Below are 24,709 nucleotides of genomic sequence, written 5' to 3'. Positions count from 1 at the left end.
GGGGTTCAGCTGCTGTGATCGGCGATGATCTGCCACGCCGTCCCGCGCCGTTCGAACACCAGCGTCGTCATCCCGCTTTCCGTGGTCGACGGCCCGGTCAGCGTCCAGCGTGCGAACAGCATCGCGTGACGCGGATCGATCCTGCGCATCTCGAGGAATGCGAACGTCAGCGCGCCACGGGCATTGCCGACGCCGCGAAAGCTCGGCCGGTATTTGGTGGCGATCGCCTCCTTGCCGCGCAACAGCCCCTTCGGCGTCACGAACACCGCATCGTCGGCATAGACCGCCATGAACCGTGCGAGATCGCCCGCATTCCAGGCGGTGGCGCTCGCCTCCATCGCCTGCCGGATCGCGGTTTCCGCCGGAACCTGCGCGGGTGCCGGGGCGACGGGAGCGGCGGTGGCAGGGACAGCGACCATCATCATCGCGATCGGCACCAACAGAGCCCGCATCATTCTTTCCCCACCAGGTCGAGCAGCGCCGTCTCATTGACCGGCTCCGAAAACAGGAAGCCCTGGTACAGGCCACAGCCGCCCGCCGCGAGCAGTTCCAACTGCGACGGCGTTTCGACGCCCTCGGCGATGACCGCGAGCCCGAGCGACCGCGCCATCGTGATCGCACCGGCCACCACCACCCGGTCGCGCGCCGAACCGTCGATGTCGCGCACCAGCGACTTGTCGATCTTGACGTAATCGAGCGGCAGCGACTTAAGATAAGCGAGGCTCGAATAGCCCGTCCCAAAATCGTCGATCGCCACCCGGCACCCTGCCCCGCGCAGTTCGGCGAGCAAGGCCGAGGCCGCCGCCAGATCCTCGATCAGGCCGGTTTCCGTGATCTCGACGGTCAGGCGCCCGCGCGGAAACCCGCTCTCGTCTACCCGCGCCAGGAACAGCGCCGCGAACCCGGGCCGGGTGATATCCGCCGCGGTCAGGTTGAGCGACACGCGCAGCGCCCCAGCGCCTCCGGCCAAGCCACCGCACGCGCCAGGACGAGCCGCTGGATATGGTCGAACAGTGCGATGCCCAGGTCCGCGCGGTCGGCAGCGTCGAACAGCGTATCGGCCCCCAGCGGCCCCAACGTCCGGTGGTTCCAGCGTGCCAGCGCCTCGACCCCCGCGATCCGCCCGCCCGCAATCTCGACCTGAGGCTGCCAGCGCAGGTCGATCTCGTCGCGCTCGATCGCGTGATGCAGATCGATCGCCAGCGCATCGATCGGCGCGACGCCGTCGGGCAACGCGACGTGCAACACCGAACCGTCGCTCGCCTTCGCCTCCGCCAGCGCCTCGCTAGCTCTGCGCAGCAAGGCGGCCGCATCGTCGCCCGGCTGGCGCTGCGCCACCCCGAACCGGCAGCCGAGCACCGCGCGCGTATCCGCCACGCGGAACGGTCGCGCCAAGGCGGCGTCCAGTGCGGTGATCGCCGCCGTCACGGCCGCGCCGGATGCCTCCAATACGAGCGCGAATTCCGAACCGCCGAGCCGGGCCACCATCAGATCGACGCCGATCGCCGCGTGTGCGATCGTCTCGGTCCGCCGCACCGCCGTCTCGATCAGCGCGTCGACCGCGGGCCGTCCGTGCGCCGCGTTGACGATGTCGAGCCGCGACAACGACACGAGCACCACCGCGACCGGGCAATCGCCGGCGATCCGCCCGATGATCCAGCGGCGGACGTCACCGGTTTCCCGGTCGTACAGCGACGCACCGGGTATCCGGCGCCGGTCGATCGCGTTGCCAGCGGTGCGGACCGCATGACGCCCGGCGAAGCGCAGTGCCTGAACCAGTTCGCTGCCGCTTGCCGGGCTGACGAGGAACTGCGTCGCGCCCGCATCGAAGAACTCGCCGATCGCCCCGACGTCGCTGCGCGACACCAGCACGAGCAGCGCAGCGCCATTGGTCGCGCACAGTCCACCCAGCGCCAGCGTCGCCGCGAGCCCTTCGTCGAGCGCGCCGCGCGCGTCGATCAGCGCCACCGCCGCACCGCTGGCGAGGAAGCGACTTTCGATCGCAACGGCATCGCTGGACACCGCCGCATGCCAGTCCGCACCAGCCCCGCCCCGGTCAAAATCTCCGCGATTTCACCGCGTTGACGGAACGATACCGCAAACAGTGTCGTTGCTGTCTGCATGTCTTCCATATCCGTCGCACCCACTCCCATCGGTGCGAGCTTAGCTGGCGCATCGCCCCCGCCAATCCATTTGCCCGTCCGTTACCGGCCGATCCGGCATTGTTATCGGGACAGCCACGTCTTAGCTCTGATGCGATGACGTCAGCTCCAACCCTCACGCAAAAGCCATTGCAGGATACGCACGGCCGCACGATCAAGTATCTGCGGATTTCGGTGACGGATCGCTGCGACCTGCGCTGCCGCTATTGCATGGCCGAGCAGATGACGTTCCTGCCACGCGCCAAGTTGTTGAGCCTCGAGGAGATCGCGATCATCGCCGAGCGCTTCATCGCGCGCGGCGTCACCAAGATCCGTCTGTCGGGTGGCGAACCCCTCGTGCGTCGCGACGTTGCGGAACTCATCCAGCGCCTCGGTCACAACATCGGATCGGGGCTCGAAGAGCTGACGATGACGACCAACGGCACGCGTCTCGCGCAGCATGCCGAGGCGATGGTCGATGCCGGCATCGGCCGCGTCAATGTCAGCATGGACAGCCGCGACCCGGAGCGCTTTCGCTACATCACCCGCCACGGCGATGTCGCGCAGGTCATCGGCGGCATCTACGCCGCACGTGATGCCGGTCTCGCGATCAAGATCAACATGGTCGCGTTGAAGGGCTTCAACGAGGACGAGATCGCGCCGATGCTCGCCTGGTGCCGCGACGAAGGCTTCGACCTGTCGCTGATCGAGACCATGCCGCTCGGCGCGATCGACGAGGACCGCACCGATCGTTTCCTGCCGCTGACCAAGGTGTTCGACGAACTCGGCCAGCAGTTCACGTTGGCGCGCGACGCGCACAAGACCGGTGGCCCCGCGCGCTACTGGAGCGTCGACGGCACGCGCACGCGCCTCGGGCTGATCTCGCCGCTGACCGCGAACTTCTGCGATGGCTGCAACCGCGTTCGCCTGACCACCGAAGGCAAGCTCTACATGTGCCTCGGCCATGACGATCAGGTCGATCTGAAGGCGGCGCTGCGCGAGGGCGGTACCGCCGGGCTCGACGCAGCGATCGACGCCGGCCTGTTCGCCAAGCCAAAGGCACACGACTTCCGCATCGGCCAGGGCGAAGGCCCGGCCGTCGCACGCCACATGAGCGTCACCGGCGGATGATCCGGTACGAGCGGCGGGCGCTGGTTGCGTCCAACACCCCGCCCGCTCGTGCGGCAGAGGCCCAACTCGCCGACCTGGGCGAGTGGGTATCGGTCGAGGAGGCCGACGTCATCATCGCGCTCGGCGGCGACGGGTTCATGCTCCAGACGCTCCACGCCATGCTGGAACGCCGCAAGCCGCCCGTTCCGGTGTTCGGGATGAACCTCGGCACGGTCGGCTTCCTGATGAACGAATGGCGCCATCATGGCCTGGGCGACCGCCTGGAGCGCGCGAAACCGTTCAAGGTCGTCCCGCTCAGCATGACCGCGCTCGGCGTCGATGGGCGCACCCACACGCTGCCCGCGATCAACGAAGTGTCGTTCCTGCGCGAGACCCGCCAGACCGCGAACCTCGAAGTGACGGTGAACGACCGCATCGTCCTGCCGGAGCTCGCCTGCGACGGTATCCTCGTCGCGACGCCGGCCGGCTCGACCGCTTACAACCTGTCGGCACAGGGCCCGATACTCCCACTTGGCTCCGGCATGATCGCGCTCACCCCGATCAGCCCGTTCCGCCCCAGGCGCTGGCGCGGCGCGATCCTACCCGACAAGGCCCGCATCGGCATCCGCGTGCTCGATCCCGGCAAGCGCCCCGTCTCCGCGGTCGCAGACCAGCGCGAGATCCGCGATGTGGCCCAGGTCGACATCTGCATGGACCGCGCACGCGAACTGACGCTGCTGTTCGATCCCGAGCACGCGCTGGACGACCGCATCACGATGGAGCAGTTCGTCTCCTGACCCCGGTTTATCGCGGACTTTGCATTTTTGCGGCGAAACCTGCTTGCATCGTCCGACTGGCCGTTTATAGAGCCGCCTCCGGCAACGTTCCCTGATAGCTCAGCGGTAGAGCTCTCGACTGTTAATCGAGTGGCCGTAGGTTCGAATCCTACTCAGGGAGCCATTTTTGATCCGCGCATGTCGCGATCGATCGGCGTGAATTTCACGGCCGCCCCTCCGGAAATACAACGCTCTCGAGCAAGATAGCCGCCGGTCGCGGGCGCGAATTCTGACGTGTTGGTGAGGCGATCGCCCCGGTCAGGCGTTGGGCAGCCATGATAGTCAAGACATTGCGCGCGCGGCTGATTCTGGCCGCGCTGCCGTTCGTTACCCTGGCCCCTGCAGGGTTCGCCTTCGCTCAGGACGCTGTCCGCCGACCCGCGGATACCCCCTCGGAACGACCGATCGCCATTACCAAGCAGGCGGTTACCGATCCTGCCAGTCGTGCCCTCTATGCCAAGGCCGGGTGGCGCGCGGTCTGGTCGGCGGGCAATATGGAGGCATTCGACCGCGTGCTCGCCGATCGCGCGCGCCACGGCCTGGACCGGATCGCGTTCCTCGCCGATCCAGCGGAAAGCGACGACATCACCCGCACGAAAGCCGCGCTCGATTATGCTGGAGCGCTCGCGCAGGGTCGGGTGGATCCGGCATCGCTGCATGAGGTCTACACGCTGCCCCGGCCCAAGGTGGACCTCGCCGCGGGTCTGGCGCGCGCGCTGGCCAAGGGCGATCTCGTCGCGTGGTTCGACGGACTGGCCCCGCAGGACGCCGAGTATAAGGCGCTGTCCGACGCGTATCTCGCGTTCAGCGCCAAGGCGACCGTCGCAGCGCCGGTGCAGGCAATCCCGTCAGGTGTGATCCGCGTCGGCAATCGCGACGCGCGTGTGCCGACGATCGTCGAGCAACTGATGGAGAGTGGGTATCTGCCGACCGCAACGGACCCATTGGCGGTGGCCGCCGATCCGCTGGCCCCTGCGCCGCCCGCTCTAGTGCCGCTCGCCGCGACGCAGCCGTCGATGCTCTACACGCAGGCGATGGCCGACGCGTTGAAAGGGCTACAGACCGATTACGGTATCGCCGCGGACGGGGTGGTCGGGCCAGAGACGTTGAAGGTGCTCAATCTCGGCGCCGGCGACCGGGCACGCGCGCTGGCAGTCGGGCTCGAGCGGCGGCGCTGGCTGACGCGGACCCCACCGGCGACGCGGATCGACGTCAACACCGCCGCCGCGCAACTCCGCTATTACCGCGACGGCGCGGTGGTCAACCAGCGCAAGGTGATCGTCGGCGAGCCCGGCCGCGAAACGCCGGCGCTGTCGTCGCCGATCTATCGCCTCGTCGCCAATCCCACATGGACGGTGCCGAAGTCGATCCAGAACGGCGAAATGGCGAATGTCGGCGAAGACTATCTCGCCGAGCACAACATGGTGATGCGCGATGGCTGGATCGTCCAGCAGCCGGGGCCGAGCAACGCGTTGGGGTTGGTCAAGTTCGACATGGCGAACGACCAGGCGATCTATCTCCACGACACCTCCGCGCCGGGGCTGTTCGATCGCAGCCAGCGTCATCTGAGTCACGGCTGCGTGCGTGTCGAGGATGCGCTGGGGTTCGCGCAGATGCTCGCCGAGGACGAGGGCGTTACCGAGGCGTGGCAGATCGCGCAGGCCTCGGGCGAAATGACCTTCGTGCCGTTGCCGCGCCGTATCCCGGTCCGGTTGCTGTATCACAACGTCTATGTCGACGATGGCGGGCGGGTCGCGTTCCGCACCGATCCGTATGGCTGGAACGACCCGATCGCGGAACAGCTCGGGTTCGCCAAGGCGGCGGCGAAGCGGGCCGAGGCGCAGGCGATCGATATCGGGCCCTGAGACGGACGTTTCTCGGCAAAGGGTATAGCGAGAAACGGCTGCTAAGCTTCTCGGATGTCCGCTGCTCAGCCCGTCACTTGGTCGCGGCGGGCGAGGACGGGACTGGCATGGCGAAGGTCTTGGATAGTCCGTGATAGAGCTTTTCGCGGCAGATCCATTGGCTGGCGGCGTCGGCGATGAAGGCGGTTGCGAACATCGGCAGCATGAGGCCGCGACTGGCGGTGGTTTCGGACAGGATGATCACCGCGGTCAACGGCGCGCGGACGACGCCGGCGAAATAGGCGACCATGCCGAGAATGACGATCGCGCTTGCGGGCTCGCCGGGAAAGACCTCGCGCAGCAGGTTGCCGACGCCGGCGCCGACCGCGAGCGAGGGCGCGAGATGCCGCCGGGCAGCCCCGCGATCGCCGTCGCCGCGGTCGCGACGAACTTGGCGGGCCCGAACCAGAGCGGCGCGTCGACCCCGACGATCATCGCCCGCGCGGCGGAATAGCCGGTGCCCCAGGTGAGCCCGGTGAACACGCCGAGCAGCGCGACGACAGCGCCGCACGCCCCGGCGAACTTCACCGGGTTCGCACGCGTCCAGCCCGTCACGCGGTTGCGTCCGAGCGCCATCGCCAGCAGCGTGCGCGAGAACAGGCCGCCCGCCATGCCACCGACGATCCCGGCGACCGGCGCGACCAATAAGGCGGACAGCAGCGGCATGTGCGCGCCGATCGCGCCGAAATAGATGTAATCGCCCTGTACCGACTGTGCGACCATCCCGGCAATGACGATCGCCGCTAGCACGAGCAACGTCACGCGCTGTTCATAGGCCGACGCCAGTTCCTCGATCGCGAACAGCAAGCCGGCGAGCGGCGTGTTGAACGCCGCGGCAACGCCCGCCGCGCCACCTGCGATCAATACGCCGCCCCGCAACGGCACGCGGACGAGGCGGTGCGTCGCGCCCATGACCGCCGCAGCGAGCTGGACGGTCGGCCCTTCGCGGCCGACGGATGCGCCGCCCAGCACCGCGCCGATCGTCAGCACCGCCTTTGCGACGACGGTCCGCGGCGAGATCAGCGTGCGGGTGGCCTCGTTGGGGTCGGCCTGCGCGGCGATCACCTGCGGGATGCCCGAGCCGCGCGAGAACGGCGCATAGCGGCGGGTCAGCCAGACCAGTCCCATGAAGGTCAGCGGCGTCGTCACCAGCGGCAACCAGTGCCAGCGCGACGCATAGCCGGCGAAAACCGACGCCGCCCAATCCGCCGCCTCGGCAAAGACGGTCGCGACCACGCCGATGAGGATCGCCCCTACCAGGATCGCCGCACGCGTCCTGAACTGGACCGAGCGAGGGCCACGCGCCCGCAGCAGCGCGCGATACCGCGACGGGGTCCAGCGCCGCGCCGGCATCAATCGATCGAAAAACCCAGACATGCGACATTGACCTAGATTATGCGCCCTCGTCCGTCACCCCGGCATGGCAAGCTGCAATGTACCCCGGAGCGTTTCATGCGCGCGACCGTTCCCGTCTAGGGCGCACAGGCTTCGACCGGGGAACAGGCATGAAGAAATGGTCGTGGATCCTGCGCCGGATCGTCCGGAAGATCTGGTTTCGTGCCGCGGTCATCAGCCTGTTGAGCGTCGTGCTGGCGATCCTGTCGGGCGCGATCGTGCCCTATCTCCCTTATGCGTTCGGCGCCGATCTGGGCCAGGACGCGGTCGGCACGATCCTGCAGATCATGGCGTCGAGCATGCTGGCGGTGACGACCTTTTCGCTGACGGCGATGGTCAGCGCCTATTCGTCGGCGACGCAACTGGCGACGCCGCGCGCGACGCCAGTTGCTGATCAACGACCCCACCTCGCAGAACGCGTTGTCGACCTTCCTCGGCGCGTTCGTATTCTCGATCGTCGGGATCATCGGCCTCCAGACGCACGCCTATGGCAGCGAAGGCCGCATCATCCTGTTCGGCGCGACGGTCCTGATCGTCATCTGGGTGGTCGTCACGCTGTTGCGCTGGATCGCGCACATCACCGCGTTCGGCCGGATGTCCGACGTCATCGACCGGGTCGAAAATGCCGCCGCCGACGCGATGACGGACTTTGCCGCCACGCCGTATCTCGGCGGGCGTCCCGCGATCGCGGTGCCGGCCGGGGCACAGTCGATCCGTGGCGAGACGACCGGCTATGTCACGCATGTCGACGTCGCCGCGCTGGGTGCGATCGCGACGCAGCGGGGGATCGTCATCCATGTCGTCGTACTGCCGGGCGCAATGGTCCACCCGCACCGCGACCTGATGCGGATCGAAGGCACGGTCGACGACGCGCTGCGGACGCTCATGCTGCGCGCCTTCACGATCGAGCGGCATCGCTCGTTCGACCAGGACCCGCGGCTCGGGTTGATCGCGCTGTCGGAGATTGCAAGCCGGGCCTTGTCGCCCGCGACCAACGATCCCGGTACCGCGATCGAGGTGCTCAACGCGTTGCTGCGGGTGCTGCTCAACCTGCCGGTCGACCAGCCCGACGCGGTGCAGATCGACGACCTGCCGCCGGTCTATCTGACGCGCCCGACCGTCGAGGAGATGCTGACCGATGCCTTCCGCCCGATCCTGCGCGAGGGGAGCCAGGAGGCCGAAGTCACGATCCGGCTGACCGTCACGCTCGCGGCGCTTCACTCGGCGCTGCCCGCAGCCGGCGCGACATCCGCGCACTGGCCGATCACTGCCTGGAGCGCGCGCGTCGCATGATGGACGACGCGGACGATCTCGCCGCGTTCGAGGCTGCGCATCGCGGGCATTGGTGCGATCGCGCAGACTGACCCATAGATCCTGACCCGTAGATCCTGACCGATAGTTCGGCGATCAGAATCCGGCGGCAGCCAGCTGTGACCTGAGGCTCAGCCGATCATGCTCGGAGATCGGCGGCAGCTCTCGCGCGCTTGCCCTTGCGGAGGCGGGCACGGTCGTCGGCGGTCGGCTCGACGATGCGAACCCTGACCGCGCCCTGGCCCGCTGCGCGAACCCCCAGTTGATCGGCCGCGCCGCGCGACAGGTCGATAATCCGCGCGCCGCCGGCGAGCAGGCCCCGATCGTTGATCCGCACGATGATCCGCCGACCGGTATCGAGCGCGGTGACCTCGACATAGGTCGGCAGCGGCAGCGTGGTATGCGCCGCGGTCGTCCAGTCGGGGCGGAACCGCTCGCCGCTCGCGGTACGGTTACCGATTCCGATCCGTACCAGCTAGCGTATCCAAGCACGTCGTAGGTGGGATCGACGGCGGGCACATAGGTGGCGCCCCTCACCCGATAGGGACCGCCGAGCTTGACCGGGGCATCGCTGACCGGGCGATAGGATCCGCCTGCACAACCGGCCAAAGCGAGCAGGCCGAGGCACGCGGTGCCGGTCGCGGTTCGTAGAAGGTTCGACATGGATATCCTTGTCCGTCGGGCCGATGCGGGAATGGGCTCCGGCAAGAGCGTCATCGCCGCTGATAGAAGATATGCGAACGCACGGTCGCCACCTTGACCAGCGACGACCGCCAATAGGGGACCAGCCAGTCGGTGTGATAGTGCGTCGCCCGGCCGACCGGCGCATAGACGTAACCACCGAGCGCCCTGCGGGCGGCACGGCGAGCCTGCTCCCACCCGTTGCGTTCGGGCCGGCGCGTCTGCGATCCGTCGCAGGTGAACGAGAACTGGCACCCGGTGTTCCGGTTCGATCCCTGATAGACCACGCCGCAGACCGTCTTGGGAAACCCCGGCGCGCGGACCCGGTTGAGCACGACCTGGATCACGGCGCGCTGTCCGTCGCGGTCGCTGCCGGCCTCGTACAGCGCGACCGTCGCGAGGCATTCGGTCGCCTGTTCGCGCGCCGCCGGACCGCCGCGGAAGCGGAAGCGCTTGGCGGGCGAGCGCTCTTTTACCACGATCGGGACGAGCGCATTGGAGGCGCGGGCCTGCGCCATGGTGAGCCGGCGCGGACGCCGCAAATCGGTGCTTGCGGTCGGCCAGGGCAGATCGGTGAGCGAACCGCAGATCACCGCAAACACGACCGCGGCGCCGAGCAGCAGCAGCCAGTGTTCGGAGGACGGCCGACGCGGTGATGGCCGCGAGCGAGAGCCCTGGGAGCGAGCGCCGTGGGAGCGAGGCGCACGGCAGGAGATCGAGCGCGTCGCTGGGGCATCGCCGCATCCATAACCGGGATCCCCGTCAGGAAATGGTGCGGGGTGCGGGGTGAGTAGCGCGGAGCGCGACGCTCCGACCGAGCGCCGCGCCCGCTACAGACCGTAGGCGATCGCCGCGGTACCACCGAAGATGCGGTCGCGCGCTTCGGGACAGGCGTGCGTGACAAAGTCTTCGATCAGATCGTGGACCGCCTGATAGTCAGCCGCGAGGCGACAGACCGGCCAGTCGGAGCCGAAGATCAGCCGATCGGGACCGAAACAGGCGAGCAGATGATCCAGATAGGGCGCAATCCGATCCGCGGTCCAGGTCGCGTGGTCCGCCTCGGTCACCAGCCCCGACAGCTTGCAAAGCAGCGCAGGCGCGCGAGCCATGTCGGCGATCGCATCGGCCCAGGGTTGCCAGCCGCCGGTCGCGATGGCGGGCTTGGCGCCGTGATCGAGGATCAGCTGGCCTTCGCGGACAGCGTCGACGCCGACCAGATCGACGAACCGGCGGACATGCCCGGCCTCCCGCGGCTTGACGAGGATGTCGTAGCTGAACCCGCGCGCCAGCGCCGCGCGGACGCCGCGCACGAACGCGAGGGTCAGCAGGAAATCGTCCGCCGGTTCGTCCTGCACCATGTGCCGGAAGCCAACCAGCGCCGGAACCCGCCGCACTGCATCGAGCCGGTCCTCGACATCGTCCGCGGTGAGATCGGTCCAGCCGACCACGCCCAGGATACGCGGCGTATCCGCGGCGAGCCGAAGCAACACGTCGGTCTCAGCCTCGGTCTGCTCGGCCTGCACCGCGATGCAGCCGTCGAACCCGGCCCGATCGAGCAACGGCATCAGATCGGCCGGCGCATGATTGCGCGCCAGCACGCTGCCGGGCTCGATCCACGGATGCGCGACCGGTGAATAGGTCCAGAAATGCTGGTGCGCGTCGATCCGCATCACCGGCGGCCGATCGGAAAGAACGATTGCGTCATACACGCGCCGTGTATTGCGACCGTGCGCTTGTCGCAATCGGGGCCGCAATCAGAGCGGCGATCGGGGTCGGAATCGCGCGACGTCTCAGGCCGCGGTGACAGCCGGCATGAAGATATAGCCGTTGCCGCGCACCGTCCGGATGATCTCGACGGTGTCATAGGCGTGCAGCTTGCGACGCAGGCGGCTGATGTTCACGTCGATCGTCCGCCCACGCGCCATGCTGTCGGTGCGGCCCGACTGCGCGATCATGTCGTCGCGCGAATGCACGGTCTGCGGCTGCGACACGAACACGTTGAGCAACTGGAACTCGCCATCGGTCAGGCGGACCATCGTGCCGTCGGGCGCGTAGAGCGTGCGCATCCGGCAATCGAGCGTCCAGCCGGCGAACGCGAAGGTCATCGCGCGCGCCGGCGGCACCGCGCCGTCGCCCTGTTGCTCCGCATTCGATGCGCCATCCCTGTGCGCGAGCCCGGCACAGCGCCGCCGCAGGACAGAACGGATCCGGGCGAGGATCTCGCGCGGGCTGGCGGGCTTGGTGACATAATCGTCTGCGCCCAGTTCGAGCGCGACGACCCGGTCCACCTCGCTCGCCAGTGCCGAGAACATGATGACCGCCGGTGCCTGGCCATTACGGGTCAGCGTCCGCAGCACCGACAGGCCGTCCTCGCCGGGCATCATCATGTCGAGGACGATCAGGTCGCAGGGCGATCGGCCGAGCCGGGTGCGCAGTGCCGCGCCGCTATCGACCGCTTCGGCGCGCAGGCCGTGATCGACGAGGAACTCGGTCAGCAACTCGCGCAGGCCGGGATCGTCGTCGACGATGACGATCCGCGCGCCACCGGCATCGGTGCCGTCGACGGCTGCGTGGTCGTCGAGTTGCGAAGCCGGGACATGCGAGGCGGGGCCATGTGAACCCGGCGAGACGGAAACGGGGAGGCCGTAATGGTTTGCGATCATGTACGCGGTCATGGATCGCGCGTTTGTCCGCGATATGTCCGTTTGTTTCAAAGCGCGCATCAGCGAGGCCCGCACGCAATATTGCGAAGTCGAAAAGCCCTGCCCTGCCCCAGCCGCCACGGTGACATGGAGGCGGGGGCAGCACAGGGTCAGGAGCACGCGTCCCGTCGGGCAGTGCCTGCAATCCTCCGCCCCGCGGGGAGGATTGCAGGCGTTCGACCCTAGAACTTGACGTTCGTGCTGACGAAGAAGGCACGGCCGTAAGAATCGTAGGTCGACGGGTAGGTGTTTGCCTGTTCCTGGTTGTCGCCCATGATCGGGGGCTTCTTGTTGAACAGGTTGTTCACGCCGACCGACCAGGTGAAGCCGGGCTTCACCTCGAACGCCGTGGTCAGGTCGAAGTAGTTGTACGCCTTGATCTTCTCGACGGCATATACCGTACCATTGTCATCGTCCTTCACCGGCGACAGGTAGCGATAGAGCAGCGAAACCGTCACCGGACCGGTCGAATAGGTCGTGCGGGCCGACAGGCGCCACTTGGCGTACGGGTTGCCGCACGTCGTGCCGAACTTGCCCGCACAGTTGATCGTCAGGTCGGGGATCGATGCGAGCGGGTTGTAGTTGAACGCGATCAGCCGCGTGCCGCTTACCCTGAAGTCAAGCTTGCTCGTTTCGCTGCCGAATGCACCGAAGTTCAACGGCAGGCCGTACCGCGCCTCGAAATCGACGCCGCGGGTGGTCACGCCACCGGTGTTGGCCAGCGTGTTGACGGCATCGGTGATCGCATAGCTGTTGCCGTCGCGCGGCAGCGACGAGCAATAGCTGGCGTTGTACGGCGTGTAGTTGTTGTCCGCATCGCCATAGCAGGCACGGATGAGGTTGGTGGTGCCGACCGTCGAGATGTAGTTCGCGATCTTGATCTTGTAATAGTCGGCCGTGAACGAGAAGCCGGGCAGGAAGCGGGGCTGGAGGACGATGCCGGCGGTGTACGTGTCCGACGTTTCCTCGCGCAGTGCCGGGTTGCCGCCGTTGATCGTCTGGATCTGCGTGCTGCCACCGTCATAAGCGGTACCGATCAGCGAGGCGGGAACGCCGGTCGAAGGCAGCTTGCGTTGAGGTTGGTGTTGGTCACGGCAACCGCGGTCGTGCAGGGATCCGTCGCCGCCGGGAAATCCTGCGACGAACCGCTGTAAAGATCGTTCACGGTCGGTGCGCGGACGGCCCGCGAATATTGCCCCCGCAGCGAGATGTCGTCGATCAGCGACCAGACGACGCCACCCGAATAGGTGTTCACCGACTTTGCCGCGGTCGAATAATAGGAATAGCGATACGCGCCATTCACTTCGAGCTTCTTGATCAGCGGGATATCGGCGAGCAACAGGACGGCGACTTCGGTATAGGCTTCCTTCACGTCGTAACCGCCGCTGAGCCCTTCGCCCGCGTTGAAGCCGACCACGTCGCCCGACGACAGCGCGAAATCGGGGCTATAGGCGCCTTGTTCGCGGCGATACTCGGTACCGAAGACGATGCCGACCGGACCCGCGCCCAGATCGAACAGGTTGCGGTTCGAGATCGACGCACTGGCGACCTGCTCGCTGATCGTGCTCGAGTTCTGCGTCGGGATCGAGATGAAGTCCGCGGCAGCCGAACTGATGTTGCCCGCACCGAAGATGTTCAGCGGGACGCAGCCGTTGCTGGGATCCGAACATACCAGGTTACCGCTGGAGTCATACGTGGTTTTGAGCGCCTGCAACACGCGGCTGCGCGACACGTTGCCGGTCTGGGTCTCGGTCGCGCGGGTACGCGAATAGCTGTAATACGCGTCGTAGTTCCAGCCGCCGCCGATATCGCCATTGACACCGAGCACCGCGCGATATGCCGTGTTGTCGTTGTTCGAGACACGCGCACCGACCTCGGTCAGGCGGCGATAGATCGTCGAGGTCACATAGCCGTCGCCATCGGTATCACGACCGCGCAGCAACGCCTGCGAGCTGGGCGACAGGAACGACGAATCGACGTCGAGTTCGACCGAGCCGGTGAACGGCGTCGGCGCGAGCTGGTTCTTGACGCGGTTGTTGATCAGCTGACCTTCGGCATAGACGTTGAACGCCTTGCTGACCTCGTAATGCGTCTGCGCGCTCATGAGGAACCGCTCCTGCGGGACCTGCAGATAGTTCGAGGGCGCATAATTATACGCGTCGGTCGCCGAGTTGTACGCCGAGTAGCTGCCGTCGGTCTCGAACTTGCGGTTGACGCCGCCGAGCGCGAAGCGGGTGCCTTCGATCGAGCCCGAACCGCCAGCGATCAGGCCGCCCGCGCCGTCGTCGACCAGAGCCTGGCGCGAATAATCGCGCGCCGACTGGAGGATGCCGTTGCGCTTGGTGTAATCGAAATAGATCGTCGCATTGCCGCGGCCGTCTTCGAAATTGCCGCCGAGCAACAGGTTGCCGTTGAAGTTGCCGCCGTCGCCGGCTTCGTTGATTCGGTAGTTCGCGTTCGCCTGGACGCCGCTGAAGTCCTTCTTCATCACGAAGTTGACGACGCCCGCTATCGCATCCGAGCCGTACACTGCCGAACGGCCGCCGGTGACGATGTCGACGCGCTCGATCAGCGCCGAGGGTATGGTGTTGAGATCGACGACCTGGTTCGAGTCATAGGCGACGTAGCGACGGTTGTTGACGAGGACGAGCGTGCGCGTCGAGCCGAGACCGCGAAGGTCCGCCGTCGCGACGCCGCCGCCCGGGTTGTTCGAGGCGCCGGTCGTGCTGGGGATCAACTGCGGAAGGTCCTTCAGGACGCTCTCGACGTTGATCTGGCCCGACAGCGCGATTTCCTTGGCGCTGACCACCGAGATCGGCGACGCCTGACGCAGGCTTTCACCGCCAAGCCGCGAGCCGGTCACGACGATCGTGTCGCCATCCTCGGGCGCCGCCTGATCGGTCGCCGTATCAAGCGATGCGGCAGGCGATGTCTGCTCCGTGGCCTGCGCCCAGACCGGCGTGGCGATCCCAAGCAGTAGCGTAGACGCCAGAAGGCGCTTGCGAAAATCCAGACGCATGTCGATACTCCCTGAACCGCAATCCCATGTATTGCGGCATTTTTGTGCGATTACGGATTGGTTCCGTCGCCGATATCTGAAGCGCGTCTGAATGTTCGACAATCGTTAAAGTGTCTTCGAACCGTCATCGTCGTGATGTGTTGTATGGTCGGCACGGTTTATAACGGTCCATTGCCGATCTATACATTTGGTGACTGGTGCGTGTCATGGGATTCACATTGTGAACATGCACGAAACATATACCGGGGGTGCACGTCGGCTGCCGGCTGCCGCGATCGGCGGTATTGAACGAACCGCGCGTCGGGGCTAGCGGCACGGCATCATGTCGATCGCCACCAACGCCCCCAAGTCCTTGAACTGGCAACAGCCTTTGCCCGGGCTGCGGGTCGTAAAACGTGGCGACGTGCCGATCACGCGCGTCCAGATCTATGGCCAGCGGTGCAGCGGGACCAACCTCGTGACGCGCGCGATCGAGGCGAACATGCCCGGCGTCGCGATCACCGAGGCGTTCGGGTTCAAGCATTGGTTCGTGCCGCCGCAGACGCTGTTCGTGAAGGATACGCTGGTGCTGGTGGTGGCGCGCGATGCGTATGACTGGGCGCGCAGCCTTCACCGCCAGCCGTGGCATGCGCATCCCGAGCTCAAGGCAAAGCCGTTCGACGCGTTCATCCGCAGCGACTGGCACAGCTATTGGGACGATCATTTCGGGCATATCGAGCCCGGCCACCCGATGCACGGCGACGAGATGCTGCACGAGCGCGATCCGGAGACCGGCGAACGTTTCGCCAATTGCATCGCCAAGCGGACCGCCAAGCTTCGCCATTGGTCGTCGCTGACGAACCGCGCGCACAACGTCGCGCTGCTGGGTTACGATGCGTTCTCGCGCGATCCGGCCGCGTTCGTGACGGCGCTGGCGGCGGTCGCGGAAATCGAGCGGCGCGAGCCGTTCGTGCCGATCACCAGCTACAAGGGGCAAGGCCATGCGCCCTATGTGCCGACCGCGTATCCCGATCTGGCGGCGGAGGATGCGGCGCATATCGCGGCTTGGCTCGATCCCGATGTCGAGGCGGCATTCGGGTTGAGCGCCGACTATGCTGATCGACATCAATCGCCTTCGCGCGCGGCTCCGGTACAGCGATCGGCATGAGCCAACCGATCACGTTCTTCATCCATCACCAGGGTCGCGGCCACGCCAACCGCGCGATGGCGATCATTCGCGAACTTCCGCCCGAGCGCGCGGTGACGATCCTGACCGCCAGACCGTCGCTGTTCGACGGCTTCGAGCGGCCGATCACGATCGCGGCGCTGCCCGACATGATCGGCGCGCCCGTGCCGACCCCGGGGCTGTTCGCACAGGCCACGCCCGAGGTGATGCATTGCGTCCCGCTCGGGGTGTCGAAGACGCGGGCGACGATGCGGACGATCGTCGATCATCTCGACGACGTCGATCCGGCGCTGTTCGTGGTCGACGTGTCGGCGGAGATCGCGCTGCTCGCGCGGATCGCCAGTGTCCCGGCGATCAGCATCCGGATGCACGGCGACCGGCTCGATCCGGGGCATCTCGGCGCGTATCAGGCGAGCGTCGGCCTGCTCGCGCCCTTCGGCGAAGCGCTCGAGCAGGGCGACACGCCGGACTGGGTACGCGCCAAGACGTGCTACGCGGGCGGCCTCTGCACGACGGTCGATCCGGTGCCGACCAAGGCCGAGGCGCGCGCCAAACTCCGCCTAGATCCGGATCAGGAAATTGTCGTCGTACTCACCGGTGGTGGTGGGGCGGGCACACCGTATGCGCCGCTGACGATGGCGGCGCGGGCGGTGCCGGATGCGTTGTGGCTGGTGCTGGGGCCGGTCCACCGCGAGGGGCATGAGACCGACTTCGGCAATCTGGTCGAGCTGGGCTGGGTGCCGGGCGTGACCGACCACATCGCCGCGGCCGACGTGGTGATCGCGTCGGCGGGCGACAACACGGTGCACGAGATCGCACGGGTCGGGCGGCCTTATGTGTGCGCGCCCGAGTGGCGGTATTTCGGCGAGCAAACACGCAAGGCGGAACGGCTCGCGGAGCTTGGGGCGGCGGTTGCGCTGCCGGCGTGGCCCGGGGCGTTGGCGCCGTGGCGGGGGATTCTGGACGCTGCGAAGGCGCTCGATCCCGGGGCGCTGGCCGGGTTGTATGACGACGACGCGGCGAAGGTCGCGGCGGCGTATCTGGAAGGGCTGGCGGTTTCTCTCTGGGCGGCGGAATAGGCGCGCTCCGGGGGGTAAACGATCCTTTCCAGGCAGGGGAGGTGGCACCCAAGGTGACAGAGGGGAGGACAGGAAACAGATGTGTCGCCAACCGCCCCCTCCGTCTGGCTGACGCCAGCCACCTCCCCTGGCGGGGGAGGATCGAGACGTAACTGCCTTCCGTGTTTGTCCCCGCCATCTCTCGTCCTCCCCCATCATCCAGCGAAAGCTGGGATATCGTCATGGGACTTCCGTCGGCTGCAACGCGGGAGACCCCAGCTTTCGCGGGGGTGACGTATTGGGAGCCGGCGCACTCAAGAGGCGATCGAAGCCACGCACACCTCGCATCAACTGAACAACGTCTCCGGCGGCATCCTCGAAGCAGCGACCTCCGCTTCAGTTGGCTGGCGCAAGACCGTAATCGTATCCGCATCCCACGCGATCAGCCCGCGCTCGGCAAACTGCCGGAGCCAATAGTCCATGCACCACCGCCCCCAGGTCGCACGGAACAGCCGCGCATTGCGGACGATCGCGTCGAAATGCTGGTAGGCGGGCGTGTGGACGACGTGATGCTGGTGATACGCACGCGCGCCACCGATCCACCACATCGGCACGCCGGCACGCTCGAGGCGTGCGGCGAAGTCGGTTTCCTCGCCGCCATAGCCGACATAGCGCTCGTCCATGCCCCCTGCCCGCGCCCAGTCCGAAGCAGACAGCGCGAACGACAGGCCCCAGAGTTCGCCGTGGCTTGGCGTAGGACGAATTTCGTCGATCGCGATCGGTGGCTTGGCAGGGTGGCGCACGCCGATCCGGTCGAGCGCAACGACGTCGATCGCGCCATCGATCGCCCCGCCGGAAGATACAGCACCTCGCCGAGCCGAATGCCGCCCGGCCAACCTGCCGTCTCGGCATAGCGCGCGACCAAGGTCGGCGACGGCACGCAATCGACGTCGAGGAAGATCAACTGCTCGCCGATCGCCGTCGCCGCGGCACAGTTGCGGGCAGCGGCCAATGGCATCTCGTCGCCCTCGACGAACACCGTACGCACTGGAAAATCGGTAGCCGGCAGATCGGCGTGCGGCGTGTCCTGCATATACGCGATCACCAGTTCGTCGGGTTTGCGCGTCGATGCGTTCAGCCCGGCGATCAGGTTGACCAGATGCGCGCGGCGGCCGCGGACCAGCGTCAGGACGCTGACGCTCACGACGCCTGCTTGATCCGTTCGCCGTCTCCGCCCGCGGCACGGAAATACGCCACGCCTTCGATCACCCCGCGGGCGTGGTGGCCGACCGCGACATAGCCGTGCGCAAGGTCCGCGCGCGTGCCGAGGCCGTCGGAATAATTCGCGACGATGATGGCGTGCCTCGACGAACGCAGCATCTCGATATCGTTGCCGCTGTCGCCCGCGACGATCACCTGGCGCGGTTCGAGGCCGAGGCGGCGGCGGACATGCTCGACCGCCGTCCCCTTCGACGCGGCATGCGGCAGGACGTCGAGATAGCGGCCATGGCTTTGGATGATCGAGCAGCTATGGCCATGCTCCGCCAGCAGCGCACGCACACGTTCGGCCGCCGCCATGTCGCCGTCCGCGAAATAGCTGAGCTTGAACCGGCGCTGCTCGAGCGGGCTTTGCGGGGTCAGCCCCGCATATTGCCCGATCAACGCGGCGACCGCCTCGCGATCCCATCCCGCAGCGATGATCCCGTCCCATTCGGTGTCGCGATCGTACACCGCGCCGCGCACCGTCCGGTAATAGATTTCCGAGCCGACCGACGTGATCAGGATCTCGGGGCGTGGCGCGTCGTGCTGGCCGAGCACCGCCATCGCACTGTGGAAGCTGCGCCCGGTGGCGATCGCGAACGCGACGTCGGTCTGCGCCTCGTGCCAGGCCGCGAAGTCGCCGACACCCTGCGCGCAGCCGATCAGCGTTCCGTCGATGTCGGACACCAACAGCAACGCCGTTTCGCGCTCGGCGACCGGTGGTGCGGAGGCGCCGATGACCTCTTCGAGCAGCCCGACATAAAGCTGCACGTGACGGTCCCAGTCGTACGCCCGGATCGCGACCGACCCGGCTGCCGAATAACGCGACCAGAGCGCTGGATCGTCGAGGATCTTCAGGATCGCATCGGTGATCGCGGTCGACGAGCGCGGATCGACGAGGATGCCGTTGCCGCATGTCTCGACGATGTCGTTCGGACCACCGCTGTCGGTCGCGACCACCGGCAGGCCGCTCGCCGCCGCTTCGAGCAGGGTCAGACCGAACGGTTCGTTGAGCGCCGGATTGACGAAGATACCGCGTCGGGTGCGCGCGTAGGCATATACTGCGGCAATATCGTCGGGACGATGCTGCTTGGGATAGGCGACCTTGCCGTACAGGTCGTAGCGGTCGATCAATTGTAGCAGTTCGGCGATGTTGTCGCGGATCTCCGGCTCCAGCGTCGCACTATCGTCGCGTGTGCCCGCCAGGATCACAAGGTTCGCCGCGGCCTGCAACGCGGGCGAGCGGCCATAAGCGTGGACGAGCGCGGCGAGGTTCTTCTTGGTCACAGGACGCGCGATGGCGAGGATCACCGGCTTGGAAGGATCGTCGAGGAACCGGTCGATCAACGCATCGACGCGCGTGTCGGTGCGGCAGTTCGCGAACTGCTTGAGGTCACTGCCGGGGGCAAACACGCGGATCCTGCCGGGATCGTAGTTCGCATAATCCGCGTACTGGACCTCGGCCTCGTCGCGCGACGATGCGATGATCGCGGCGGCGCCGGCGATCGCCTCTTCTTCGATTGCGATCCGGCGATCGAGCCCGGCGGTCTCCGCACAGTCGCGGTCGAACGCGGCCAGCTTCACGCGGCCCAGCGAGTGCGCGGTGAACACATACGGTATGCCGGTACGTGCCGAGACACGCGCTGCGATCAGCCCGGCATCGGCATAATGTGCATGCATGACATCGGGCACCTGTTCGAGCGTGGCGATGTGCGCGACGAGGGCCTCGACCAGGCTGTCATGCTCGGTCCACAGGTCTTCCTTGACCAGATAGGCCTCGGACTCGGTGGGGAGGCGGACGATTCGCGTGGTGCCGTCGATCGTCTCGACAGGCTCGGCATAGCATTCGGCATAGACGGCGTGGCGGAACGCGCGGGTAACGATTTCCATCCGGTCGATCGCGGGATTTCGACCGCTGGCGGCGACCAGATCGAGCAGATAGCGGATATGGCCACCGGTATCGGCGGTGATTCCGTATTCAACGTCGGTTGCGCGTAAACATCCCTGCAACGCGATATGAAGTACGAACACCCGTCCCCGTTCATCTGCAATTCACCCAGGGAACCCCTCGCGGGGTTGCCGAGTTCCAGGCCGATGACCCTCGAAACCCCTGTATTGACGCAGATTAGTACGTTCTATTCGGCGCACCGTTCGACTTGCGACTGCGCATCGTGAGGATCGCTCTACTCACCTGGGCCTATCCCCCTGAAAAAAGCGGACTTACGCGCGCGGCTCGCGAGATTGCGCAATCGCTGGCGGATGCTGGCAACGACGTCTGTGTATTCACGATGGATCGGCGCGAAGACAGCCGCGACGCCCGGGTTTCGGTAATCGGGTGCGGCTTGCGTGAGGGGTCCTTCGCCGCCGGGCTGAGGAAGGTGGCGGGGATCGGCCATCTCGTCGCGCCGCTGGCCTTCCGTAGAGCGGTGGCACGCGAGCACCGCCGCGCACCGTTCGACATCGTCGAGGCGACCAACTGGTACGCACCCGGTCTGGCGATCGCGCTTGCCGGCCCCGCGCCGCTGGTGACGCGCAACTCCACGCCGGCGGCTACCTCGGCGGAGACCGTAACGAGCCTGCGCGACCGGTTCGATCGCCGCGCCGCCATGCTGGCGGAACGCATCGCCGCGCGCTTTAGCAAGGCGCTGATCTCGAACACGCAGCTTCACGGCGACAAGATCGCGGATTTGTACGGCGTCGCGGCGCCTAGCGAGGCCCGCGGCACGCGGTGATTGGCCTGAGCCTGCCGCCCGAGATCGTCGCACGCGGCTCTGCGGCGCCCTACCCGCTCGGCGAGCCGATCGACCTGCTGTTCGTTGGCCGCGACGAGCATCGCAAGGCTTCGACGCGTTGATCATGGCGCTGCGCATCCTGTCGCGTCGCGCGGATGCCGGGATGCGCGATTTCCGGCTGACGATCGTCGGCGTACGCGCGGAGGACGTCGGCGCGATCCCGGCATCGGCGCGTGCGCGCCTGACCTGCCACCACCGCGTCGACGAAGCGGCGCTGCATGACCTGATGGAGACTGCGCACGTGATCGTCGCCCCGTCGCGGTACGAGAGCTTCGGTCTGGTGTATCAGGAGGCGATGATGTTCGGCCGCCCGGTCGTCGCCTGTGCGGAAGACCCCAGCGCGCGGCTGTTTATCGGCGAGAGCGGCGCCGGATTGCTGGCGAAGACCTGCACCGGCGACGATCTGGCGACGCAGATCCAGCGGCTGATCGAAGACCCGGTGTTGCGCGCGCATTACGCAGCGGCAAGCCGCCGGGCCGCCGGAATGTTCACGCGCGACACGCTCGCCGCGCAGACGATCGCGGTCTATGGCACTGCGACGGGATCGAAGGAGCGAGCAGCAACGTCTCGTCCTCGGGCCTGCCGGCACCGGTTGACATGGCCTCGTAGATCCGCGTGCGCTCGCGCACCCGCTCGCCGTCGAGCCGATGTTCGAGCGCGCCGGCCAATGCGAGCGAACTCTCGACGAACGGTACGACCGGCCGCTCATGAACGCGTCCGGCAAAACGGATATCGCTCCGGTTCAGACGATACTGGATGTCTGGATACGACGCGGACTGGACGCCATCGACGAGGTTGCGGCGCGGAAGGCCAAGCGAGCGCAACCCGTCGCGGTCCGCCGCCGCGACCAGCCAGCCCAGCGCGTCGAGCAAGGCGGCATCGGGACGCTCGTCGGTGTCGATCTGCATTATCCAGCGGGTCCGCATCATATCCTGGAGGCGGTTGCGTTGCGCGGCGAAATCGCCTGCCAGCGGGTGGTGGGCAACCTCGATCCACGGGATCTGCGCGGCAAGCCCGCCTGCTTCGTCCGCCGTGCCGTCGAGAAGCACGACGATCCGGGCAAAGGCGCCGCGATAGTCGGTCGCGATCTCGACGATATCGGCCGCGTCGGCGGCGCGCGCCATGATTCCGAGCCCTATCTTGTGGGGCTCGGCTTTCGCCCGGCTAGAATGCGCTCGGGCGGGACTATAATCCGGCGGGAACCGTGCATCGCCTTCGACGTGTGCGATGGGCGTAACCTCGAACCCGAAGCGCCAGGCCGCGTTGCGCAAACCCGCCGGGTCGAGCGTCCACTGCTCGGCCGGGTCGAGCTTCAGATCGACGATGCCGCTTTCGAGCCGTGCGACGATGTCGCGTGACACTTCGCCGACCTCGTTCACGTCGCGTACCATCAGGCGGCAGTGGCTACACTCGGACCAGTTGTCGCGCGCGAGCCAGTCCCAGTTGCCACAGATCGAGCATCGTAAGCGCATGGGTCAGGCAACCCCCGGCGTGCGCGCGTAGTTCCCATGCCGCTCTCCGGCACTCGGCCTATCGACTTACCGCCGTCATCCTGACGAAAGTCAGGACCCAGAGCCGTGCAGGACAGCGCTCGTTACTCTGGGTCCTGACTTTCGTCAGGATGACGGGAGTAGTTTCAATACCCGAGCGAATGCGCCAGCGTCAGCAGCAGCCAATACAATCCGCCCGACAACAGCATCGCCACCGGCAGCGTCATCACCCAGGCCAGCGCCATGTTCATCACCGTGCGCCGCTGCAGCCCGGCGCCATTGGCAACGCTCGCACCCGCAACGCCCGACGACAGGATGTGCGTCGTCGACACCGGCATGCCGAAATTCACCGCCAGCAGGATCGTCGCCGCCGCGACCAGTTCGGCCGACGCGCCCATGCCATAGGTCAGGTGCGTCTTGCCGATCCGCTCGCCGACGGTGACGACGATCCGCTTCCACCCGACCATCGTCCCGAGGCCCAGCGCGAGCGCGACGGTGATCTTCACCCAGGTCGGGATATAGCGCGTGCCCTGCTCCAGCTTGCCGCCATAGTCCTTCAGCGTAGTGATCTCCTGCGCGGTGAAGCGGCCCTGCGCGGCCTTGTCGGCGGCGATCAGCTTGGTCGTATCGAGCACGAGATACATGTCGTTGCGCAGGTTCGGCGTCGCCGCCGCCGGCACCTTGCCGAGCGAGCCATAGCCCGCGATCCGGCTCGACACGTCGTCCGACAGCGTCGCCAGCGCGCCGTACACGATCGGGTCCGCGACACGCTTCGATTTCAGCGCCTGCGTCACCGTCGTGCGCGCCGCGCCGACCGTGGCGGGCGCGCCGTTGGCATGCGCGACATAGGCCGCCGATGCCGCCCGCGCCGCCTGGACGAAGGCCGGCGTCGCGCTCTCGGGCATCGTCCGGTTCAGCGCATAGGCGGTCGGCGCGCAGCCGATCAGGATGAGCATGATCAGCCCCATGCCCTTCTGGCCGTCGTTGCTGCCATGCGCGAAGCTGACCGCGGTGCAGGTCCCGATCAGCAGCGCGCGGATGCCGCGCGGCGGTGGCGTCTGGCCCTCGGGTGCCTCGTACAGTTTCTTGTCGCGGAGAAACCGCTTCATCACTAGCAGCAGCAACAGCGCGCCGACAAAGCCGACGACCGGGCTGAACGCGAGCGCGAGAGGACTTTCCAGACCTGCGCCATGTCGACGCCCGACGTGCCGTCCGCCCCACCGCCGCTGATGAGCTGGTTGGCAAGCCCGACGCCGAGGATCGACCCGATCAACGCGTGGCTCGACGAATTGGGCAGACCGACCGCCCAGGTCGCGAGGTTCCACACGATCGCCGCCAGCAACAGCGCGAAGATCATCGCGAACCCGCCGACGCTGCCGACGTTCAGGATCAGGTCGACCGGCAACAGCGTGACGATCGAATACGCCACCGCGCCCGACGACAGCATCACGCCGAGGAAATTGAAGAACCCCGACCACACCACTGCAAGCGGCGCGGGCATCGAATGCGTGTAGATGACGGTGGCGACCGCGTTGGCGGTGTCATGGAAGCCGTTCACGAACTCGAACCCGAGCGCGATCAGCAGCGCGAGCGCGAGGAACGCGAACGCGCCGCCCGCCAGGCTTTCGCCGACCTGCGCGGTGTCGAAGGCGATGCTGAACCCGGCATAGGCGAGCCCACCAATCAACACGGCGAGGAACAGCCAGCGCCCCGCGGGATGCAGCGAATGATCGAGCTTGGGGCCAGTGTGCGGCACCGACGCCGCAGCGCTCGAATCAGCCGTTAGCGCGTCGGGTGCAAATGTGGAGGTTGCCATGGGAATGTGCAGTCGGCCCTTACGATGAC

General features: G+C 66.8%; 18 protein-coding genes, 1 tRNA gene and 5 pseudogenes. 10 read left to right on the top strand and 14 right to left on the bottom strand.

Annotated elements, in window-relative coordinates:
- Window positions 1-5 precede the first annotated feature (5 nt).
- From AC0IX7_RS03280 to AC0IX7_RS03270, 3 genes are read right to left on the bottom strand one after another with little or no spacing between them, the layout of a single operon-like run.
- A complete protein-coding gene (locus AC0IX7_RS03280; protein ID WP_471810530.1) occupies window positions 6-452 on the bottom strand; it encodes a YybH family protein in 447 nt (148 codons plus the stop codon).
- A complete protein-coding gene (locus tag AC0IX7_RS03275) occupies window positions 452-943 on the bottom strand; it encodes an EAL domain-containing protein (protein ID WP_471810528.1) in 492 nt (163 codons plus the stop codon). Before AC0IX7_RS03275 ends, AC0IX7_RS03280 begins: the two co-directional genes overlap by 1 nt.
- Window positions 928-2,022 (bottom strand): EAL domain-containing protein, encoded by a 1,095-nt coding sequence (locus tag AC0IX7_RS03270; RefSeq protein WP_471810526.1) that lies wholly within the window; start codon window positions 2,020-2,022, stop codon window positions 928-930. Before AC0IX7_RS03270 ends, AC0IX7_RS03275 begins: the two co-directional genes overlap by 16 nt.
- A gap of 236 nt (window positions 2,023-2,258) precedes the next feature.
- On the opposite strand from AC0IX7_RS03270, the gene moaA reads away from it, so the two are divergent.
- The 4 genes from moaA (at window position 2,259) to AC0IX7_RS03250 (ending at window position 5,952) form a co-directional block, all read left to right on the top strand.
- On the top strand, window positions 2,259-3,272 hold the full coding sequence (moaA, locus tag AC0IX7_RS03265) for a GTP 3',8-cyclase MoaA (protein ID WP_471810524.1): 1,014 nt from the start codon (window positions 2,259-2,261) through the stop codon (window positions 3,270-3,272).
- Window positions 3,269-4,048: an NAD kinase gene (locus AC0IX7_RS03260; RefSeq protein ID WP_471810522.1), complete on the top strand. Its 780-nt coding sequence runs from the start codon at window positions 3,269-3,271 to the stop codon at window positions 4,046-4,048. The genes moaA and AC0IX7_RS03260 overlap by 4 nt, the downstream gene beginning before the upstream one ends.
- An 88-nt stretch (window positions 4,049-4,136) precedes the next feature.
- Window positions 4,137-4,211 (top strand) — tRNA-Asn (locus AC0IX7_RS03255).
- 151 nt (window positions 4,212-4,362) lie between these two features.
- Entirely contained in the window at window positions 4,363-5,952 is a 1,590-nt protein-coding gene (locus AC0IX7_RS03250; RefSeq protein WP_471810520.1) for a L,D-transpeptidase family protein, read from the top strand.
- A gap of 73 nt (window positions 5,953-6,025) precedes the next feature.
- Here the strand turns inward: AC0IX7_RS03250 and AC0IX7_RS03245 are convergent.
- A pseudogene (locus tag AC0IX7_RS03245) lies at window positions 6,026-7,368 on the bottom strand (chloride channel protein).
- A 56-nt stretch (window positions 7,369-7,424) separates the two neighbouring features.
- Between AC0IX7_RS03245 and AC0IX7_RS03240 the strand changes: the two are divergent.
- Both AC0IX7_RS03240 and AC0IX7_RS03235 read left to right on the top strand, forming a co-directional pair.
- A pseudogene (locus AC0IX7_RS03240) lies at window positions 7,425-7,757 on the top strand (DUF2254 family protein); the annotation flags it as partial.
- A gap of 16 nt (window positions 7,758-7,773) precedes the next feature.
- Window positions 7,774-8,679 (top strand): DUF2254 domain-containing protein, encoded by a 906-nt coding sequence (locus tag AC0IX7_RS03235; RefSeq protein ID WP_471810518.1) that lies wholly within the window; start codon window positions 7,774-7,776, stop codon window positions 8,677-8,679.
- Between the two features lie 114 nt (window positions 8,680-8,793).
- Here the strand turns inward: AC0IX7_RS03235 and AC0IX7_RS03230 are convergent.
- From AC0IX7_RS03230 to AC0IX7_RS03205, 6 genes and pseudogenes are all read right to left on the bottom strand, one after another.
- Window positions 8,794-9,360 (bottom strand): annotated as a pseudogene (locus tag AC0IX7_RS03230) (septal ring lytic transglycosylase RlpA family protein).
- Between the two features lie 50 nt (window positions 9,361-9,410).
- Window positions 9,411-9,980, bottom strand: coding sequence for a cell wall hydrolase (locus AC0IX7_RS03225; protein WP_471810516.1), 570 nt, complete (start codon window positions 9,978-9,980; stop codon window positions 9,411-9,413).
- 228 nt (window positions 9,981-10,208) lie between these two features.
- Complete coding sequence (locus tag AC0IX7_RS03220) at window positions 10,209-11,087, bottom strand: amidohydrolase family protein (RefSeq protein WP_471810514.1); 879 nt, start codon at window positions 11,085-11,087, stop codon at window positions 10,209-10,211.
- Window positions 11,088-11,168: 81 nt separating this feature from the next.
- Window positions 11,169-12,053 carry a response regulator gene (locus AC0IX7_RS03215; protein WP_471810512.1) on the bottom strand — a complete coding sequence of 295 codons (885 nt, stop codon included), beginning with the start codon at window positions 12,051-12,053 and terminating at the stop codon, window positions 11,169-11,171.
- A gap of 209 nt (window positions 12,054-12,262) precedes the next feature.
- Complete coding sequence (locus AC0IX7_RS03210) at window positions 12,263-13,054, bottom strand: TonB-dependent receptor domain-containing protein (RefSeq protein WP_471813711.1); 792 nt, start codon at window positions 13,052-13,054, stop codon at window positions 12,263-12,265.
- 62 nt (window positions 13,055-13,116) lie between these two features.
- Window positions 13,117-15,099 carry a TonB-dependent receptor plug domain-containing protein gene (locus AC0IX7_RS03205; RefSeq protein WP_471810510.1) on the bottom strand — a complete coding sequence of 661 codons (1,983 nt, stop codon included), beginning with the start codon at window positions 15,097-15,099 and terminating at the stop codon, window positions 13,117-13,119.
- A gap of 322 nt (window positions 15,100-15,421) precedes the next feature.
- Here AC0IX7_RS03205 and AC0IX7_RS03200 point away from each other — a divergent pair, with 322 nt between their 5' ends.
- On the top strand, window positions 15,422-16,246 hold the full coding sequence (locus AC0IX7_RS03200; protein ID WP_471810508.1) for a hypothetical protein: 825 nt from the start codon (window positions 15,422-15,424) through the stop codon (window positions 16,244-16,246).
- Window positions 16,243-17,343, top strand: coding sequence for a glycosyltransferase (locus AC0IX7_RS03195; protein WP_471810506.1), 1,101 nt, complete (start codon window positions 16,243-16,245; stop codon window positions 17,341-17,343). Before AC0IX7_RS03200 ends, AC0IX7_RS03195 begins: the two co-directional genes overlap by 4 nt.
- A 326-nt stretch (window positions 17,344-17,669) precedes the next feature.
- Here AC0IX7_RS03195 and AC0IX7_RS03190 read toward each other — a convergent pair whose 3' ends face one another.
- Window positions 17,670-18,266 carry a glycosyltransferase family 2 protein gene (locus AC0IX7_RS03190; RefSeq protein ID WP_471810504.1) on the bottom strand — a complete coding sequence of 199 codons (597 nt, stop codon included), beginning with the start codon at window positions 18,264-18,266 and terminating at the stop codon, window positions 17,670-17,672.
- A gap of 256 nt (window positions 18,267-18,522) precedes the next feature.
- The gene (locus AC0IX7_RS03185; protein WP_471810502.1) at window positions 18,523-20,613 is read right to left on the bottom strand and encodes an HAD-IIB family hydrolase; all 2,091 of its coding nucleotides are present in this window, start codon (window positions 20,611-20,613) and stop codon (window positions 18,523-18,525) included.
- 140 nt (window positions 20,614-20,753) lie between these two features.
- On the opposite strand from AC0IX7_RS03185, the gene AC0IX7_RS03180 reads away from it, so the two are divergent.
- Both AC0IX7_RS03180 and AC0IX7_RS03175 read left to right on the top strand, forming a co-directional pair.
- Complete coding sequence (locus AC0IX7_RS03180) at window positions 20,754-21,314, top strand: glycosyltransferase (RefSeq protein WP_471810500.1); 561 nt, start codon at window positions 20,754-20,756, stop codon at window positions 21,312-21,314.
- Window positions 21,315-21,438: 124 nt separating this feature from the next.
- Window positions 21,439-21,786 (top strand): annotated as a pseudogene (locus AC0IX7_RS03175) (glycosyltransferase); the annotation flags it as partial.
- A gap of 76 nt (window positions 21,787-21,862) precedes the next feature.
- Here AC0IX7_RS03175 and AC0IX7_RS03170 read toward each other — a convergent pair.
- Together AC0IX7_RS03170 and AC0IX7_RS03165 are read right to left on the bottom strand one after the other, a co-directional pair.
- Entirely contained in the window at window positions 21,863-22,765 is a 903-nt protein-coding gene (locus AC0IX7_RS03170; protein ID WP_471810498.1) for a glycosyltransferase family protein, read from the bottom strand.
- Between the two features lie 245 nt (window positions 22,766-23,010).
- Window positions 23,011-24,680 (bottom strand): annotated as a pseudogene (locus AC0IX7_RS03165) (inorganic phosphate transporter).
- Between the last annotated feature and the right edge of the window lie 29 nt (window positions 24,681-24,709).

This window comes from Sphingomonas sp. AC411, assembly GCF_979253035.1.
Note: the sequence above shows the minus strand (reverse complement) of the source record. Positions and strands in the feature narration are given on the sequence as shown.

Coding starts and splice junctions, on each gene's coding strand:
- AC0IX7_RS03280 (WP_471810530.1), bottom strand. CDS start 452: ATGCGGGCTCTGTTGGTGCCGATCGCGATGATGATGGTCGCTGTCCCT.
- moaA (WP_471810524.1), top strand. CDS start 2,259: ATGACGTCAGCTCCAACCCTCACGCAAAAGCCATTGCAGGATACGCAC.
- AC0IX7_RS03260 (WP_471810522.1), top strand. CDS start 3,269: ATGATCCGGTACGAGCGGCGGGCGCTGGTTGCGTCCAACACCCCGCCC.
- AC0IX7_RS03250 (WP_471810520.1), top strand. CDS start 4,363: ATGATAGTCAAGACATTGCGCGCGCGGCTGATTCTGGCCGCGCTGCCG.
- AC0IX7_RS03215 (WP_471810512.1), bottom strand. CDS start 12,053: ATGACCGCGTACATGATCGCAAACCATTACGGCCTCCCCGTTTCCGTC.
- AC0IX7_RS03205 (WP_471810510.1), bottom strand. CDS start 15,099: ATGCGTCTGGATTTTCGCAAGCGCCTTCTGGCGTCTACGCTACTGCTT.
- AC0IX7_RS03200 (WP_471810508.1), top strand. CDS start 15,422: ATGTCGATCGCCACCAACGCCCCCAAGTCCTTGAACTGGCAACAGCCT.
- AC0IX7_RS03195 (WP_471810506.1), top strand. CDS start 16,243: ATGAGCCAACCGATCACGTTCTTCATCCATCACCAGGGTCGCGGCCAC.
- AC0IX7_RS03170 (WP_471810498.1), bottom strand. CDS start 22,765: ATGGTACGCGACGTGAACGAGGTCGGCGAAGTGTCACGCGACATCGTC.